At 63.6% G+C, this 16,012-nt stretch carries 16 protein-coding genes and 1 pseudogene; 13 read left to right on the top strand and 4 right to left on the bottom strand.

Annotated elements, in window-relative coordinates; genetic code table 11:
* Positions 1-59 precede the first annotated feature (59 nt).
* Positions 60-1,253, bottom strand: a complete 1,194-nt coding sequence (fabV, locus tag AB5Y91_RS06860; RefSeq protein WP_106887202.1) for an enoyl-ACP reductase FabV — start codon at positions 1,251-1,253, stop codon at positions 60-62.
* 299 nt (positions 1,254-1,552) lie between these two features.
* On the opposite strand from fabV, the gene AB5Y91_RS06855 reads away from it, so the two are divergent.
* The 3 genes and pseudogenes from AB5Y91_RS06855 (at position 1,553) to AB5Y91_RS06845 (ending at position 3,627) form a co-directional block, all read left to right on the top strand.
* Positions 1,553-2,008, top strand: a complete 456-nt coding sequence (locus tag AB5Y91_RS06855; protein WP_368169380.1) for a DUF4124 domain-containing protein — start codon at positions 1,553-1,555, stop codon at positions 2,006-2,008.
* A gap of 305 nt (positions 2,009-2,313) precedes the next feature.
* Positions 2,314-3,087 (top strand): annotated as a pseudogene (locus AB5Y91_RS06850) (PAS domain-containing protein); the annotation flags it as partial.
* A gap of 6 nt (positions 3,088-3,093) precedes the next feature.
* Positions 3,094-3,627, top strand: coding sequence for a methyl-accepting chemotaxis protein (locus AB5Y91_RS06845; RefSeq protein ID WP_262110552.1), 534 nt, complete (start codon positions 3,094-3,096; stop codon positions 3,625-3,627).
* A gap of 79 nt (positions 3,628-3,706) precedes the next feature.
* On the opposite strand, the gene AB5Y91_RS06840 is transcribed toward AB5Y91_RS06845, so the two are convergent.
* Both AB5Y91_RS06840 and AB5Y91_RS06835 read right to left on the bottom strand, forming a co-directional pair.
* A complete protein-coding gene (locus tag AB5Y91_RS06840; RefSeq protein ID WP_368169379.1) occupies positions 3,707-3,904 on the bottom strand; it encodes a hypothetical protein in 198 nt (65 codons plus the stop codon).
* 61 nt (positions 3,905-3,965) lie between these two features.
* A complete protein-coding gene (locus AB5Y91_RS06835) occupies positions 3,966-4,862 on the bottom strand; it encodes a DMT family transporter (protein WP_368169378.1) in 897 nt (298 codons plus the stop codon).
* A 111-nt stretch (positions 4,863-4,973) separates the two neighbouring features.
* Here AB5Y91_RS06835 and rsxA point away from each other — a divergent pair, with 111 nt between their 5' ends.
* From rsxA to gloA, 8 genes are all read left to right on the top strand, one after another.
* Positions 4,974-5,555 carry an electron transport complex subunit RsxA gene (rsxA, locus tag AB5Y91_RS06830; RefSeq protein ID WP_106887207.1) on the top strand — a complete coding sequence of 194 codons (582 nt, stop codon included), beginning with the start codon at positions 4,974-4,976 and terminating at the stop codon, positions 5,553-5,555.
* A 4-nt stretch (positions 5,556-5,559) separates the two neighbouring features.
* Complete coding sequence (gene rsxB / locus AB5Y91_RS06825) at positions 5,560-6,126, top strand: electron transport complex subunit RsxB (RefSeq protein ID WP_139744889.1); 567 nt, start codon at positions 5,560-5,562, stop codon at positions 6,124-6,126.
* A gap of 14 nt (positions 6,127-6,140) precedes the next feature.
* The gene (gene rsxC, locus AB5Y91_RS06820; RefSeq protein ID WP_368169377.1) at positions 6,141-8,339 is read left to right on the top strand and encodes an electron transport complex subunit RsxC; all 2,199 of its coding nucleotides are present in this window, start codon (positions 6,141-6,143) and stop codon (positions 8,337-8,339) included.
* 3 nt (positions 8,340-8,342) lie between these two features.
* A complete protein-coding gene (gene rsxD, locus AB5Y91_RS06815) occupies positions 8,343-9,395 on the top strand; it encodes an electron transport complex subunit RsxD (RefSeq protein ID WP_205641489.1) in 1,053 nt (350 codons plus the stop codon).
* Positions 9,396-9,429: 34 nt separating this feature from the next.
* Entirely contained in the window at positions 9,430-10,062 is a 633-nt protein-coding gene (gene rsxG / locus AB5Y91_RS06810; RefSeq protein ID WP_106887211.1) for an electron transport complex subunit RsxG, read from the top strand.
* A gap of 38 nt (positions 10,063-10,100) precedes the next feature.
* Positions 10,101-10,859, top strand: a complete 759-nt coding sequence (locus AB5Y91_RS06805) for an electron transport complex subunit E (protein ID WP_163134961.1) — start codon at positions 10,101-10,103, stop codon at positions 10,857-10,859.
* Between the two features lie 30 nt (positions 10,860-10,889).
* On the top strand, positions 10,890-11,531 hold the full coding sequence (gene nth / locus AB5Y91_RS06800) for an endonuclease III (RefSeq protein ID WP_368169376.1): 642 nt from the start codon (positions 10,890-10,892) through the stop codon (positions 11,529-11,531).
* 80 nt (positions 11,532-11,611) lie between these two features.
* On the top strand, positions 11,612-12,019 hold the full coding sequence (gloA, locus tag AB5Y91_RS06795; RefSeq protein ID WP_025326535.1) for a lactoylglutathione lyase: 408 nt from the start codon (positions 11,612-11,614) through the stop codon (positions 12,017-12,019).
* A gap of 82 nt (positions 12,020-12,101) precedes the next feature.
* Here the strand turns inward: gloA and AB5Y91_RS06790 are convergent, their stop codons facing one another.
* Positions 12,102-13,733 carry a methyl-accepting chemotaxis protein gene (locus AB5Y91_RS06790; protein WP_368169375.1) on the bottom strand — a complete coding sequence of 544 codons (1,632 nt, stop codon included), beginning with the start codon at positions 13,731-13,733 and terminating at the stop codon, positions 12,102-12,104.
* Between the two features lie 336 nt (positions 13,734-14,069).
* Here AB5Y91_RS06790 and AB5Y91_RS06785 point away from each other — a divergent pair, with 336 nt between their 5' ends.
* Together AB5Y91_RS06785 and AB5Y91_RS06780 are read left to right on the top strand one after the other, a co-directional pair.
* Positions 14,070-14,999 (top strand): ZIP family metal transporter, encoded by a 930-nt coding sequence (locus tag AB5Y91_RS06785; protein WP_368169374.1) that lies wholly within the window; start codon positions 14,070-14,072, stop codon positions 14,997-14,999.
* Positions 15,000-15,206: 207 nt separating this feature from the next.
* Entirely contained in the window at positions 15,207-15,965 is a 759-nt protein-coding gene (locus AB5Y91_RS06780; protein WP_139744529.1) for an ABC transporter substrate-binding protein, read from the top strand.
* The last annotated feature ends 47 nt before the right edge of the window (positions 15,966-16,012 follow it).

Raw genomic sequence — 16,012 nt, 5'->3', positions numbered from 1 at the left:
GCTTGAATGAGCGGCAAAAAAACAGGGCCCCGCAGGGCCCTGTAGTCACGCTGTCAGGCTCAGAGCTCGACCACGTCGAAGGTCACATCCGGATTCACATCCGCATCGTAATCCACCTCGTCCAGACCGAAACCGAACAGGCGCAGGAACTCCTGCTTGTAGCCGGCGTAGTCGGTGAGCTCAGAGAGGTTCTCGGTGGTGATGGAGGGCCAGAGATCGCGGCAGGTCTGCTGTACGTCTTCACGCAGCTCCCAGTCATCCATGCGGATGCGGGCCTGCTCGTCCAGCGCCATGTCGGAAGCGTAGAGACGGGTGCGCAGCATGCGATCCACCTGCTCCATGCAGCCTTCGTGGATGCCCTTCTCCTTCATGATCTTGAAGGCCATGGAGATATAGAGCGGCATCACCGGAATGGCAGAGGAAGCCTGGGTCACCACGGATTTGAGCACGGCCACGTGGGCGGTGCCGCCCTTGGCAGCCAGATCGCCACGGATGGCGGTGGCGGCGCGGTCCAGATCTTCCTTGGCGCGGCCCAGGGTGCCATGCCAGTAGATGGGCCAGGTCAGATCGGTGCCTATGTAGGAGTAAGCCACGGACTTGGCGCCGTCGGCCAGCACGCCCGCATCACGCAGGGCTCCCATCCACAGCTCCCAGTCCTGACCGCCCATCACGGTGATGGTGCTCTGGATCTCTTCCTCGTTCGCCGGCTCGACGGTGGCGGTGATGATCTGATCCTTGTTGGTGTCGATGGCGGTGGAGGTGTAGACCTCGCCGATGGGTTTGAGGGCAGAGCGCACCACTTCGCCGGTGTCCGGCATCTTGCGCACCGGGGAGGCCAGGGAGTAGACCACCAGATCGATTTGACCCAGATCCTGCTTGATGAGCTCGATCACCTTGGCGCGGCACTCGTGGGAGAAGGCATCGCCGTTGACGCTCTTGGCGTAGAGACCGGCCTCTTTGGCGGCCTTGTCGAAGGCGGCGGAGTTGTACCAGCCGGCGGAGCCCGTCTTGGTCTCGGAGCTCGGCTTTTCGAAGAAGACGCCAATGGTGGCGGCGCCGCTACCGAAGGCAGTGGCAATCCGGGAGGCCAGACCATAACCGGTGGAGGCGCCGATCACCAGTACCTTCTTGGGACCATTCTCGATGGTGCCCTTGGCCTGGGTGTAAGCAATCTGGCGACGAACATTGGCTTCACAACCGACCGGGTGGGTGGTGGTGCAAATAAAGCCGCGAACCTTGGGTTTGATAATCATGTTGGGTCTCGACACCGTTAAATGAATGAAATCGGGGCATAAGATACCTCATTGTGGCCCGTTATGGTGCTCTGATGTGTTGAACTGCGGGGAAAACCGGCCAAGATCCCACCGTTTGTCACCTCAATCCACACCCCATATGCCGATCGCCAGATCCCGTCGGGGGCACGAGGGAGCCCGGACGAGTGGCGACACGACAGGGGAAATGGCCGGATCCATACTGGCGGCGTCGATAGTGGCTGATTGTCTGGTCAGGGCCTCTGTACTACTGTGCAAAGAGAGGATTCAAGGAGGAGTCTATGTCACCCGTGCTGATTATCACGCTTGGCTGTCTGGTTGCCGTCACAGCCCCGGTCGCCCGTGCCGATGTCTATCAATGTACCCGCAACGGCCAGGTCACCTTCAGCGACATTCCCTGCAGCAGTGACGCCAAGCCGCTGCCACTCAATATCTACACCCCCTCCCCCGAGGAGGTAGAGAGGGCCACCAGACAGACCCGGGAGATCGAAGAGAACCTGGCCAGCGGCCAGAAGCAGCGCCAGATAGACGCACTTCGCGCCGAGATGGAGACAAAGAAACAGCAGATGAGCCGTGAAATTGCCGGTGACAACAACGAACAGAGGGCGACGACGACAGAGACAAGCGATCTCGAGGGCAGAATACGCTCTCCCGGGGTGCAGAGAGTGACCCGCCAATACCAGAACGAGATGGAGGCGCTGAACAAGAAGATAAACACCCTCCAGCAGTCAAAATAATCCCCCCCCTGCCCTGTGCACAGGCCCGTTTTTCACCGGATGGGCTCACTGCCCGCACAGTGACACCAAAAGGTAACACAATCGTCAGTGCCAACAGGGTCACCCTCATGCCACTATCAGGTCTGGCTGTTCGCCAATATCCGGCCAGGAGTAATCTTCGTTAGAAACCTGATTGAGGGAGAAAAATTCATCAGGATTGAAATTAAATATTCAAAAAGTTGATTCGGAGTCGATGAAGCTTCATCAGGCAGCAATGCTATTGTTAATTCACTCATATTACTGTCGGTCTGTCATTCAAGGGTCTCATGGAGGAGCTCCGTATGTTCTGGAATCACAAAGCAAGCAAGGAAGCGAGTGAACAGGTGGCGAAGATGGCGGAGCTGGGTGCTTTCGAGCAGGCCATCCAGTCCCAGGTGCCTTTCATCCTGTTTACCCCGGCAGGCATGGTCACCTTCGTCAACGACCTCTTCCTGAAGATCGTGGGCTTTCAACGTGAGGAGGTAATTGGCAAGCACCACAGTGCGCTCTGCTTCCCGGAGGACGTCAAGACCCGTGATTACGAGAGCCTGTGGCAGGATCTGCGCGGCGGCATCTCCCGCAACGGCCGCTTCATCCGCCAGTCGAAGTCGGGCAAGGCTATCTGGCTGGAGGCTACCTATTTCCCCATCATGATCGATGGCAAGGTGGCACGCGTCGCCAAGGTTGCCTCGGACGTGACCCAGCAGCAGTCCTCCCTGGAGCGCACCCAGGCCCTGCTGGCGGCGCTCGACAAGTCGCTGGCGGTGATCGATTTCCAGCCCGACGGCACCGTCATCACCGCCAACCAGAACTTCCTCCACTGCTTCGGCTACCGGCTGGAGGAGGTGATCGGCAAACACCACCGCCAGTTCTGCGATCCGGAGTTCTATCAGAAAAACCCCAACTTCTGGCGCGATCTCGGCTCGGGGGACATCAAGTCCGGGCTCTTCATGCGCCTTGGCCACCGCGGGGAGAAGATCTGGCTGGAGGCGACCTACAACCCCATCTTCAACCACGAGGGAAAGGTGGTCAAAATCATCAAGCTGGCGAGCGACATCACTGAGCGGGTGGAAAAATCCATCTCCACCCGGGAGGCGGCCCAGAAGGCCTGCGCCATCGCCAGCGAAACCGTCGCCAGTGCCGCCAAGGGGCGCGAGGTGATCGACAAGGTGCTGGAGACCTCCTCCCACATCAACACCTCGGTCAACGAGGTGAGCAAACAGATAGATCTGCTCAATCAGCAATCCAAGAGCATAGAGTCCATCATCTCCACCATCAGCGGCATCGCGGATCAGACCAACCTGCTGGCACTCAATGCCGCCATAGAGGCGGCCAGGGCCGGCGAGCAGGGCCGGGGGTTTGCGGTGGTCGCCGACGAGGTGAGGCAGCTGGCAGCCAGAACCTCGACCTCCACCAACGAGATAGTCTCCGTCATCAAGCACAACTCCGACATCACCTCCAAGATCACCCAGACCGTCTCAGTCGTCTCAGGCAAGGCGGTGGCGGGGCAGGATCAGGCCAACATCATCGCCGACGTCATCAAGGAGATCATCGAAGACGCCAACTCCGTCTCGGACACCGTCAAGAGCCTCTCCATTTGAAGCCGGAGTGCGCCATCAAATAACAACGCGGGGCTAGACCCCGCGTTGTTATTTGTCATCCAAGAGGCTTGAAGAGGCGTCAATCCTCCCCCTGCAGATAGCGCCTCGCCTCCTCGTCCGCCTGACCCAGGGCCAGCTCCCACAACTCGGCGATGCACAGCCCCTCCTCCCCCACCGCGGCTTCCTCCAGGGCCTCCAGGGCCCTGGCATCGGCCAGGGTAAAAGGCTGGTGGCTCAGCAAGGTCTTGGCCTCGGCCAGCAACTTCATATCGCTCATGGTGTGGCTCCTTCATGGCCAGCATAGGTCCCTGTCCAGACTGTAGCCGATCGGGGGGAAGTCAACTCTGGGCGGCGGCGCTGCGCACCCGGTGTTTGCCCCCGGGCAACTGACCAACCCCGATGCCGGCCAGCACGGCGGCGCAGGCAACCCATTGCAAGGCGCCCAGCGTCTCCCCCAGCAGCAGATAGGCGAGCAGCAGGGTAAAGACAGGGATGAGGTTCACATAGGCGGCCGCCAGGGTCACCTTTACCTGAGTCACCGACCAGTTGTAGAGCAGGTAAGCGCCGAGCGTCACGAAGGCGCCGAGAAAGAGGATGACCCCCATGTCCTGCCAGTCCCAGGTGATGGGCCAGGGTTCGCTGAAGGCAAATGGGGCGAAGAAGAGGGTGCCGACGAAGGCCTGCAGGGCGGTCAGGGTCATGACGCCGTAGCGGCTGGAGAGCTTCTTGAACACCACTGAGTAGGTGGCGGCGCAGAGCATGGCCCCCATCTCGAGACTGTTGCCGAGCAGAGCGTTGGGGGCAAACTCATCCGCCCCCTCGGCCAGCCCCAGCAGGGCGATGCCGCAGATGGCGATGGCAAAACCCAGCAGCTGGCGGCGGCTCACCCGCTCCCTCAGCAGCACGAAAGCCACCAGGGCCACCATCAGGGGCAGCAACGCACAGACCATGCCCGCCTGCCCGGCACTGGTGTAGCGCAGGGCGTTGACCTCCAGCAGGAAATAGAGACAGGGCTCCAGGGCGCCCATCAGGGCCAGCCAGCGCCAATCCCCCTTCTGGTAGCTGAACCGGCCAAGCTGGCGGTAGCAAAGCAGCCAGCAGCAGGAGGCCACCAACATCCGCATGAAGAGCACCTGGCCGAAGGACCAGACCTCCAGCACATGTTTGAGGGCGATGAAGGAGCTGGACCAGAGCAGCATGGCCAGGGTGAGGGTCAGTATGGGTAGCGGGCGCACAATGCCTCCATGAATTGGGCCCCCGAATAATAACCATACGGCCTTGCGGTTGTCTAAAGGCACCTAACATCAGATAATACCGCCGCCTTCACACCGGAAAACCCATCGTCAATGACTGAGTACCTGCTTTTACTGGTCAGTACCGTGCTGATCAACAACTTCGTGCTGGTGAAGTTTCTCGGCCTCTGCCCCTTCATGGGCGTCTCTGGCAAGCTGGAAACCGCCATCGGCATGGGACTGGCCACCACCTTCGTGATGACGCTCGCCAGCGCCTGCTCCTATCTGATGGAGCACTATATCCTGATTCCGCTGGACATCGCCTACCTGCGCACCCTGGGCTTCATCCTGGTGATCGCCGTGGTGGTGCAGTTCACCGAGATGGTGATCCGCAAGAGCAGCCCGACCCTCTATCGCCTGCTCGGCATCTTCCTGCCCCTCATCACCACCAACTGTGCCGTGCTGGGCGTCGCGCTGCTGAGCATCAACGAGCGCCACAACTTCATCCAGAGCATCATCTACGGCTTCGGGGCTGCCTGCGGTTTCTCGCTGGTGCTGATCCTGTTTGCCGCCATGCGTGAGCGTCTGGTGGCCGCCGACGTGCCCACCCCCTTTCGCGGCGTCTCCATCGCCATGGTCACCGCCGGCCTGATGTCGCTGGCCTTCATGGGCTTTACCGGCCTCATCAAGATATAGCGCTATGACTCACATACTCTTTGCCATTCTGGTGCTGGCCCTGCTGGCCCTCTCCTTCGGCATCATTCTGGGCTATGCCGCCGTCAAGTTTCATGTGCAGGCCGACCCCATAGTCGACCAGCTCGATGCCCTGCTGCCCCAGACCCAGTGCGGCCAGTGCGGCTACCCGGGCTGCAAGCCCTACGCCGAGGCGCTGGCCAACGGTGATCAGATCAACAAGTGCGTGCCCGGTGGCGATGCCACCATGCGCAAGATAGCGGATCTGATGGGGGTCGAGCCCCAGCCGCTGGACGGTGGCGACGAAGCAGCCGCCCCCGTCAAGAAGGTCGCCTTCATTCACGAGGACATGTGCATTGGTTGCACCAAGTGCATCCAGGCCTGCCCGGTCGATGCCATCCTGGGCGCCACCAAGGCGATGCACACCGTCATCGCGGCCGAGTGCACGGGGTGCGATCTCTGCGTCGACCCCTGCCCGACCGACTGTATCGAGATGATCCCGGTGCCGACCACGGTCGACAACTGGAAATGGGATCTGGCCAAGGTCGCCATTCCGGTCAAGATAGTGGAATAAACAGCGGAGTAACCATGCAGCATCTGCTAGAACGCATCAAAGCCGGCACCCTCTGGGATTTTCACGGTGGCATTCATCCTCCCGAGAACAAGCACCAGTCCAGCCTGACCCCCGTCGTGGACGCGGGTCTGCCCCCCCAGCTCATCATACCGGTGCGCCAGCACGCGGGTCCGGCCGGCGAACTGCTGGTACGGGTGGGCGACAGGGTCAAGAAGGGTCAACCCCTGACCCGTCACGACAAGGGGCGCATAGTGCCGGTGCACGCCTCCACCTCGGGCACCATCACCGCCATTGAGCAGCACACGGTGGCGCACCCCTCGGGCCTGGACGATCTCTGCGTCATCCTGACCCCTGACGGGGAAGATGCCTGGTGCGAACGCCAGGCCCAACCCGACTACTGGAATCTGGAGCGGGGCGAACTGCTCGAGCGCATCCAGCAGGCGGGGATCGCGGGGCTCGGCGGCGCCGTCTTCCCGACCCACAGCAAGCTCGATGGCCGCGGCCAGCTCACCGAGATCCTGATCGTCAACGGCCTGGAGTGCGAACCCTACATCACCACAGATGATCGCCTGATGCAGGAGTATGCCGACGAGATCATGGACGGCATACGGGTGCTCAAGCACCTGCTCAAGCCCAAGCTGACCCTGATAGGGGTGGAAGACAACAAACCGGCGGCCATCGACGCCCTGACCCGCCATGCCACAGACCCGGATGTGCTGGTCAAGTCGGTGCCGACCAAGTACCCCTCAGGCGGTGCCAAGCAGACCATAGAGCTGCTCACCGGACGCCAGGTACCCAAGGGGGGCCGGGCGGTCGACATGGGCATCATGGTGCTCAACGTCGCCACCGTCTTTGCCATCAAGCGCGCCATCATAGACGGCGAGCCGCTCATCTCGCGCATCGTCACCCTCACAGGGGATGCCTTCAAGCAGCCGGGCAATGCCTGGGTGCGCCTCGGCACGCCGGTGCGCTGGCTGCTGCAACGCTTCGAGCTGCAGCCGGAGGCGGATCAGCGGGTCATCATGGGGGGCCCCATGATGGGCTTCACCCTGCCCCATGCCATGGTGCCCGTGGTCAAGGCCACCAACTGCCTGCTCTCCCCCACCCGCGCCGAGCTGCCGCCCCCCGGCCCCGAACAGGCCTGCATCCGTTGCAGTGCCTGTGCCGATGCCTGCCCCGCCAACCTGCTGCCCCAGGAGCTCTACTGGTACAGCCGGGTCAAGGAGTATGACAAGGCCGAGAAGCTCAACCTGTTTGACTGCATAGAGTGCGGGGCCTGCGCCTGGGTCTGCCCGAGCGAGATCCCCCTGGTGCAGTACTACAAGATTGCCAAGGATGACATCCGCGAAGTCCGTGCCGAGGCCGAAAAGGCGGAGCGCGCCAAGCAGCGCTTCGAGGCCAAGCAGGCCCGCTTCGAGCGGGACAAGGCCGCGCGGGAGGCTCGCCACGCCGAGGCCGCAGCCCAGCGTCGCCAGGCCATGGCCGCGGCAGGGGGGGATGATCCCGTCGCCGCCGCCCTGGCTCGTCTCAAGGCCAAGCAGGAGGCCGCCAGCGCAGAAACCCAGCCGGACAACGCCGCCATGATGGCCGCCCGCGAGGCGCGCAAGCAGGAGGCGCTGGCGCGCCGCGCCGCCAAGGCGGCCGAGGCCGCACAGCCGGATGATGCCGGCACTGCTGTCGTTGCCGAGACCGATCCCAAGAAGGCGGCCATTGCCGCCGCCCTGGCTCGCGCCAAGGCCAAGAAGGCTGCCCAGGCTGCCGGTGATGAGACCAGCAACACAGCAGCCGCTCCGGGCGAGCCGGTGGCTGAGCCCGCTGCCGAGTCCGATCCCAAGAAGGCAGCCATCGCCGCCGCCATAGCACGCGCCAAGGCCAAGAAGGCTGCCCAGACTGCCGGTGACGAGATCACAAGCGACTCGCCTACCGCCCCGAGCGAGCCGGTGGCTGAGCCCGCCCCCGAGGTCGACCCCAAGAAGGCGGCAATCGCCGCCGCCATCGCACGCGCCAAGGCCAAGAAAGCGGCCCAGACTGCCGGTGACGAGATCACAAGCGACTCACCCGCCGCCCCGAGCAAGCCGGTGGCTGAGCCCGCTGCCGAGATCGATCCCAAGAAGGCAGCCATCGCCGCCGCCATCGCACGTGCCAAGGCCAAGAAGCTGGCGGCCGACGCCGCGGCGAACACCTCTTCCCCTTCGACCGACAAGAGCCACTGATCCATGTTCAATCTCGCGAGTGCGCCCTTCGCCCATAACCGCAAGCAGACCCAGACCCTGATGCTGCTGGTGATCCTGGCCTGTCTGCCCGGCTTCCTGGCCCAGACCTGGTTCTTCGGCTGGGGAACCCTGATCCAGACCCTGCTGGCCCTGGTGACGGCGCTGGGCTGCGAGGCCCTGGTCCTGCGCCTGCGTGGCCGCCCCGTCAAACCGGCCCTGCTGGACGGCAGCGCGGCCCTCACCGCCGTGCTGATCGGCCTCTCCCTGCCCCCCTTGCTGCCCTGGTGGATGCTGGTACTCGGCACCGCCTTTGCCATCATCATCGCCAAGCACCTCTATGGCGGGCTCGGCCAGAACCTGTTCAACCCGGCCATGGTGGCCTATGTGCTGCTGCTGGTCTCCTTCCCGGTCCAGATGACCAGCTGGCTGCCCCCCTCCAGCATCGCCGCCTACGGGGTCGACTTTGGGGACGCCGTCTCGGTGATCTTCACCGGCTTCAGCCTGGACGGTTACAGCCTGGCGCAACTCAAGCAGGGGGTGGATGGCCTGACCATGGCCACCCCCCTCGACACCCTGAAGACGGGCCTGACCCAGGGGCTCACCGCCAGCGAGGTGATGACTCATGCGGTGTTCGAGGGCTGGGGCGGGATTGGCTGGAGCTGGGTCAACCTGTGCTACCTGCTGGGTGGCCTCTTCCTGTTGCAGCAAAAAGTGATCAACTGGCGCATTCCCACCGCCGTGCTGGGGGCTCTGCTGCTCTGTGCCACCCTGGGCTATCTGGCCACGCCGGACGCCACCGCCACCCCCATGCTGCACCTGTTCAGCGGCGCCACCATGCTGGGGGCCTTCTTCATCGCCACCGATCCGGTGAGCGCGAGCACCACGGCCAGGGGTCGCCTCATCTACGGCGTGCTGATCGGCGTGCTGGTCTACCTCATCCGCCGCTTCGGCGGCTACCCGGACGCCTTCGCCTTTGCCGTGTTGCTGGCCAACCTCTGCGTGCCGCTGATAGACAGCCTGACTCGTCCCAAGGTCTATGGGGATCGCCGCAAATGATCATGGCGCACATCTCACTCTCAGGAACCTTCCCATGTTAAAGAGCATGCGCAAAAACGGCGTCACCCTGGCCCTGTTCGCCCTGGCCTGCACCGCCATGGTGGTGCTGACCAACGAGCTGACCCGGGATCGCATCGCCCACCAGCAACAGCTGGAGAAGCTGCGCACCCTGGAAGCCCTGCTGCCGGCGGGGAGCTATGACAACGATCTGGTGGCCAGCTGCCGACTTGTCACCAGCCGCGAGTACCTGGGCAGCGATCAGCCCATGCCGCTCTATACTGCGACCCTCAAGGGGGAGCACACCGGCTATGCGCTGGAAACCGTGGCCCCCGACGGCTACAGTGGTGCCATTCGCATGGTGGTCGGCACAGATGCCAAGGGGGCCATCAGCGCGGTACGGGTGCTGGCCCACAAGGAAACCCCGGGTCTTGGGGACAAGATAGAGTTGAAGAAATCGAGCTGGATAGAGAGCTTCGTCGGCAAGTTCCTCACCAGGGAGAACGCGGCCAGCTGGGCGGTGAAGAAGGATGGCGGCGAATTTGACGCCTTCACCGGCGCCACCATCACCCCCCGCGCCGTGGTCAAGGCGGTGAAGAACCTGCTGCTGCTGCAACAGGAGCACCCCGAGCTGCTGCAAGAGGCCCCCTCCTGTGACGCCACCCCCTAACACCGGAGCCCCATATGGCACATACAACGGAACACGCAATGGAACAAGTTGATGTGATTGACGGCCAGAGCCCGGCCGATGAGGGCAACAGCCGCCGCGAAGAGCTCAAGGAGCTGATGCTGCAGGGGCTGTGGAAGAACAACCCCTCCCTGGTGCAGGTGCTGGGGCTCTGCCCGACCCTGGCGGTCTCCTCCACCTTCACCAATGCCCTGGGGCTGGGGCTGGCGACCATGGTGGTGCTGATAAGCTCCAACCTGGCCATCTCCCTGGTGCGCAACTGGGTGCCCAAGGACATTCGCATCCCGGTCTACGTGATGATCATCGCGGCCCTGGTGACTAGCGTGCAGCTGTTGATGAACGCCTACACCTATGGCCTCTATCAGGCGCTCGGCATCTTCATCGCCCTCATCGTCACCAACTGCGTCATCATAGGCCGGGCCGAGGCCTATGCCTCCAAGAACCCGCCCCTGCTGGCGGCCATCGACGGCTTCATGATGGGACTGGGCTTCACCCTGGTGCTGCTGGTGCTGGGGGGGCTTAGGGAGATCATCGGCATGGGCACCCTGTTCGACGGCGCCGATCTGCTGCTGGGGGACTGGGCCAAGTCCCTGCGCATCGAGCTGTTCCATGCCGATGCCAGCCTGCTGCTGGCCATTTTGCCGCCGGGGGGCTTCATCGGCCTGGGCCTGCTCATCGCCGGCAAGAATGCCATCAACGACTGGATGGGCCGCAAACAGCGTGCCGACAAGGCACACTGCAGCCTGCCCGCAGCCGGTGCCCGCGCCACCCAGCTCTGAGGGCTGGCACCAAGACAGACATGAGACTCGATGAATAACCAAAAACGCAGAGAGATACTGGAGCGGTTGCGGAAGAACAACCCGCATCCCACCACTGAGCTCAACTTCACCACGCCGTTCGAGCTGCTGATCGCCGTGCTGCTGTCGGCCCAGGCGACCGATGTCAGCGTCAACAAGGCCACCGACAAGCTCTATCCGGTGGCCAATACCCCAGCCGCCATGCTGGCTCTCGGGGTGGACGGCGTGAAGGAGTACATCAAGACCATAGGCCTGTTCAACACCAAGGCCGAGAACGTCATCAAGACCTGCGCCATCTTGCTGGAGCGCCACGGCGGCGAGGTACCGGAGGACCGCGAGGCACTGGAAGCCCTGCCCGGGGTCGGTCGCAAGACCGCCAACGTGGTGCTCAACACGGCGTTTGGCTGGCCCACCATAGCCGTCGATACCCATATCTTCCGGGTGTCGAATCGCACCGGTTTCGCGGTGGGCAAGAACGTGGATCAGGTCGAAGAGAAGCTGCTGAAAGTGGTGCCCGCCGAGTTCAAGCTGGATGTGCACCACTGGCTCATCCTGCACGGGCGCTACACCTGCCTGGCGCGCAAGCCACGCTGTGGCTCCTGTATCATCGAAGACCTGTGCGAGTACAAAGAAAAGGTCTACCCGGAGAGCTGATCGACCTCCTTTCCGTTCACTGCCTGACCTCAAGACCTAGATTGAAAGCAGTACCAATCACCAACCCGGAGAATTGAGCAATGAGAATTCTGCATACCATGCTGCGCGTCGGCGACCTGCAACGCTCCATCGACTTCTACACCCGCGTGCTGGGCATGACACTGCTGCGCAAGAGCGAGAACAGCGAATACAAGTACACCCTGGCCTTCGTCGGCTACGGTGACGAGAAGGACGAGGCCGTCATCGAGCTCACCTACAACTGGGGCGTGAGCGAGTACGAGCTGGGCTCTGCCTACGGCCACATCGCCCTGGAAGCGGACGACATCTATGGCACCTGCGACGCCCTGCGCGCCGCCGGCGCCAAGATCACCCGCGAGCCGGGCCCGGTCAAGGGTGGCACCACCGTCATCGCCTTCGTGGAAGATCCGGACGGTTACAAGATTGAGCTGATCGCCAAGAAAGACACAGGAACCGGCCTCGGCGTCTGAGCCAGACCGGCACCCTGGTGGTGACATAGCAAACGGGGCCCTGGGGCCCCGTTTTTGTTGGTACTCTGCCAGCCGTCCTGCATCAGGCGAGGCGGAAGCGGCCTATGGTCTGGCGCAGGCTCGCCGCCAGCTGACTCAGCTCCAGACAGGCGCGGGCGGTGTGATCGGCGCCGGTCGCCACCTCGTTGGAGGACTCATTGATCCGCTCCACGTTGCGGCCCAACTCGTCGGAGACCGCATCCTGCTCACCGCAGGCGCTGGCGATCTGGATCGCCATGTCGGCAATCTGGCCGACCGCCTCCTCGATCTGCTGGATCCCCGAGCTGGTCTGCTCGCTCTGACTCACGCACTGGCGGATCATCTCGCAGCTCTGGCTGGTCACCGCCTTCGCCTGGTTGGCGCGGGCCTGCAGGGTTTCGATGATGGCGACTATCTCGCCGGTCGAGGCCTGGGTGCGGCCCGCCAGGGTGCGCACCTCATCGGCCACCACCGCAAAGCCGCGGCCCTGCTCGCCGGCGCGGGCCGCCTCTATGGCGGCATTGAGCGCCAGCAGGTTGGTCTGATCGGCGATGCCGCGAATGACGTCCACCACCAGGTTGATCTGGGCCGATTCCCGCTCCAGCTCCGCCACCAGGGTGCCCGCCTGCTCCATCTCCTCGGCAACCCGGGTGATGGCCACCAGGGCGCCCTGCACATCCTGATTGCCGCGACGGGCCAGGGCATTGGCCGAGCTGGCGGATTCCGAGGCGACCTCGGTGTTGCCCGCCACATCGGCCACCGTCGCCTTCATCTGGGCCATGGCGGTTGCCACCAGGGAGATCTCCTGCTGCTGGCTCTGGATCCCCTGGGCCGACTGCTCGGAGACGGCGCTCACCTCCTCGATGGCGGCCCCCAGCTGGGTCACGGCGGCGACCACCTCCTCGATGAGAGCGCGCAGGTTGTCCTGCATCTTGAGGGAGGCACTGGCCAACATGCCCAGTTCATCCTGCCCTATGTGCTGGCGATCCAGCCTGTGGGTCAAGTTCCCCTGTGCTATGGCGTTGGCCTGGGCGACCACGGCCTGCAGCGGCAGGCAGATCTGGCGCGTGAGGAACCAGGTCATCACCCCCATGAACAGCAGCAGGGCGCCGATGCTCACAGTGGCGAAGGTCGTCACCATGTTGACGCTGCCAAGCAGGCTGCCGCGGTTCTCCTGCACGAAGCCGAGGTTCACCTCCACCAGGGCGTTGACCCCTTGCTCCAGCTCGGTGTAGCTCCCGTTGGATTGGAACAGCGCGTCCCTGGCCTGCTCCTTGAGCCCCTGCACCAGCAGGCTGTCGACCCGGTTGACCGCGCTCAGGTAGTGCAGCCACTGCTGCTTGGCCCGGTTGAACACCTGGCGCTCGTGCTCGGCCCCGACGGTGGCCTCATAGGTGCTCAGGGCGCGCTCCACCTTGGCCACGCTCTCCTGGATGCGGCCGCGACGGGCCTGCTGATCGGCGGCGTCCTCGACCATCAGCAGGGCAAACTGGGCGCGGCGCACATAGGAGACGTCGTAGAGCAGGGTTTCCACCGAGATCACGCTCGGCAGGGTGGAATCGGTGAAGTTGAGCACCCGATCCCTTACTCCGCGCAGTTCGCTGGCGAGAAAAAGACCGAATATCACGTTGATGGCGGCGATAACCGCAAAGACCACGGCAATCTTCTTGCCGATGGAGAGGTTCTTGTAAGACATGTTGGCTGGTGATCCTCGACTGCTGATAAGCAGCTGCACAGTGGCGATCACATCCGTGTAAGCGGTGACCCGAGACTCCTGACGGGAAAATGAAACAATGCGAACGAGCGGGGAAGCGCGTTCGCAGGGGCGCACCCTATCACAGCTGCCGCCCTCGCTCATCCCTCTCGTGTTGCACAGGGCCATGTCGTTTGGCATGGGCCCGGGATACAAGAGCGACCGGATGACCACAAACTTGAGCCGATTGCCCCAATCGCCCCGCCATCATGGACAAACGGGAGGCCAGGTTATGTAATGGCCCTCTCGTCTCTCCCAACCACAGTCCCCCGAGGCCCCATGGATAACGCGTCGACCCTCAGCCCCCCTTGGTCAGTCCAACTGCGCGAGCAGATACAGGAGCGCCCCCTCATCGCCCTGGGACTGCTGCTCGCCCTGGCCGCCGTCCTGCTGCTCCTGTTGCAGAGCCTCATCATGCTGGCGGCCGGTGACATCAGCCCCGGGGTGCGTTATGGCCTCATCGGCGGCGTCGCGGGGTTTGCCGCCACGGCGCTCGGCGCCCTGCCCGCCCTGTTCCTGCGATCTGTCCCCCAGCGGGTGGAAGACGCCATGCTGGGCTTTGCCGCCGGCATGATGCTGGCGGCCAGCGCCTTCTCCCTGCTGCTGCCTGGGCTGGAGGCGGCCGAGGGGATCACCGGGGACGGCTTTCTCGCCGCCGCCGTGGTGGTGGCCGGCATGACCCTGGGGGTCTTGCTGATGCTGGGGCTGGATCAGTTCACCCCCCACGAGCACGACAAGACGGGCCCCTGCGGTCCCGGCCACGAGAGCTGCTCCCGGGTCTGGCTGTTCGTCTTTGCCATCGCCCTGCACAACCTGCCGGAAGGCATGGCCATCGGGGTCAGCTTCTCCCAGGGGGACATGGCAGTGGGGCTACCGCTCACCACCGCCATCGCCCTGCAGGACATCCCCGAGGGACTGGCGGTGGCGCTCGCCATGTCCGCCGCCGGCTTTCGTCCCTCGTTCGCCGTGCTGGTGGCCATCGGCAGCGGCCTGCTGGAACCGCTCGGCGCCCTGCTCGGGGTCGGGCTCGCCAGCGGCATGGCCATCGCCTACCCCATAGGTCTGGGGCTCGCGGCCGGTGCCATGTTGTTCGTGGTCTCCCACGAGGTGATCCCCGAAACCCACCGCAACGGTCACCAGACCCATGCCACCCTGGGCCTGATGGCCGGCTTTGCCCTGATGATGACGCTGGATACGGCCTTGGGTTGATATGGGCGCGAGAGGCCTGGGCTGGATGCAAGCCGCCTTTTTCCACTCAGTGATCCCCGGACCTGATGGCGAGATTTGCCTTGATGATGACGCAAGATACGGCCCTGGGTTGATAACACGCTGATAAATAGCCTAATGTCTAGTTCCTTGCGTTCCTGATCCGGCTGATGATGGGTGCGCGTCGCCCCTATCGAGACCCTGTATGAGATGATCGTCCGGATGGCTCTGCTGCTTTGCCTGCTTGCCCCAGCCAGTGGGGCCGTCGCTGCCACCGAGGTTTACCACACGGCGGCGCAAGCCGATTCGGCCCCCAAGTACCTGACCCTGGCGGGAGGGAAGACAGGGGGGATCTGCGTCGATCTGTTCCGGCGGATGGAGGCGCGGGAGCCGGCCCTGCGCATCGCGGGAGATCAGAGCACCCTGCCCCTCAAGCGCCTGGAGAAGAAGGTGCGGCACGGCCAGCTGGATTTCATCTGCGGCGTGGGGGACAGCCCGGAGCGGCGCAGCCAGTTTGTCTACCTGCAACCCGCCATCTTCACGGTGCGCTACCACCTGGCGGTACGCAGCGACGATCCTGTCGAGATCCACCGCTGGGAGGACGTCAGGGCACTCGGTCAGCAGGGGATCATCCTCATCAATCACGGCAGCGGCGCCATCGCACGGCTCCAGGCCATCGGCGGCCTCATCATCGACAGCGGCGGGATAGGCAGCAAGGCCAACTACGACAAGCTGCTGATGAAGCGGGGGCGCTTTGTCTACTACCGCTCCCCGGGGTTTGAATCCGATCTGCGCGAGCACGGGCTGGGGGAGCGGATCCGCATTCTCCCCACAGTGATGGAAGAGACCCCCTTCTACATACTGTTCCACCGCCGCACTACCCCGGAGCGGCTGGCGCTCTTTGCCAACACCTTGCAGCAGCTGGCCTCGAGCGGCGAGCTGGCCGCCCTGGTCGATCACTACCACTGACGCAGGAGATGCCCCGGCAGCACCACAGGAATGCTCGGCGCCACCGC

Origin of the sequence: Aeromonas sp. R4-3, from assembly GCF_040908275.1 — a bacterium.
Classification (GTDB): Bacteria; Pseudomonadota; Gammaproteobacteria; order Enterobacterales; family Aeromonadaceae; genus Aeromonas; species Aeromonas rivipollensis.
Note: the sequence above shows the minus strand (reverse complement) of the source record. Positions and strands in the feature narration are given on the sequence as shown.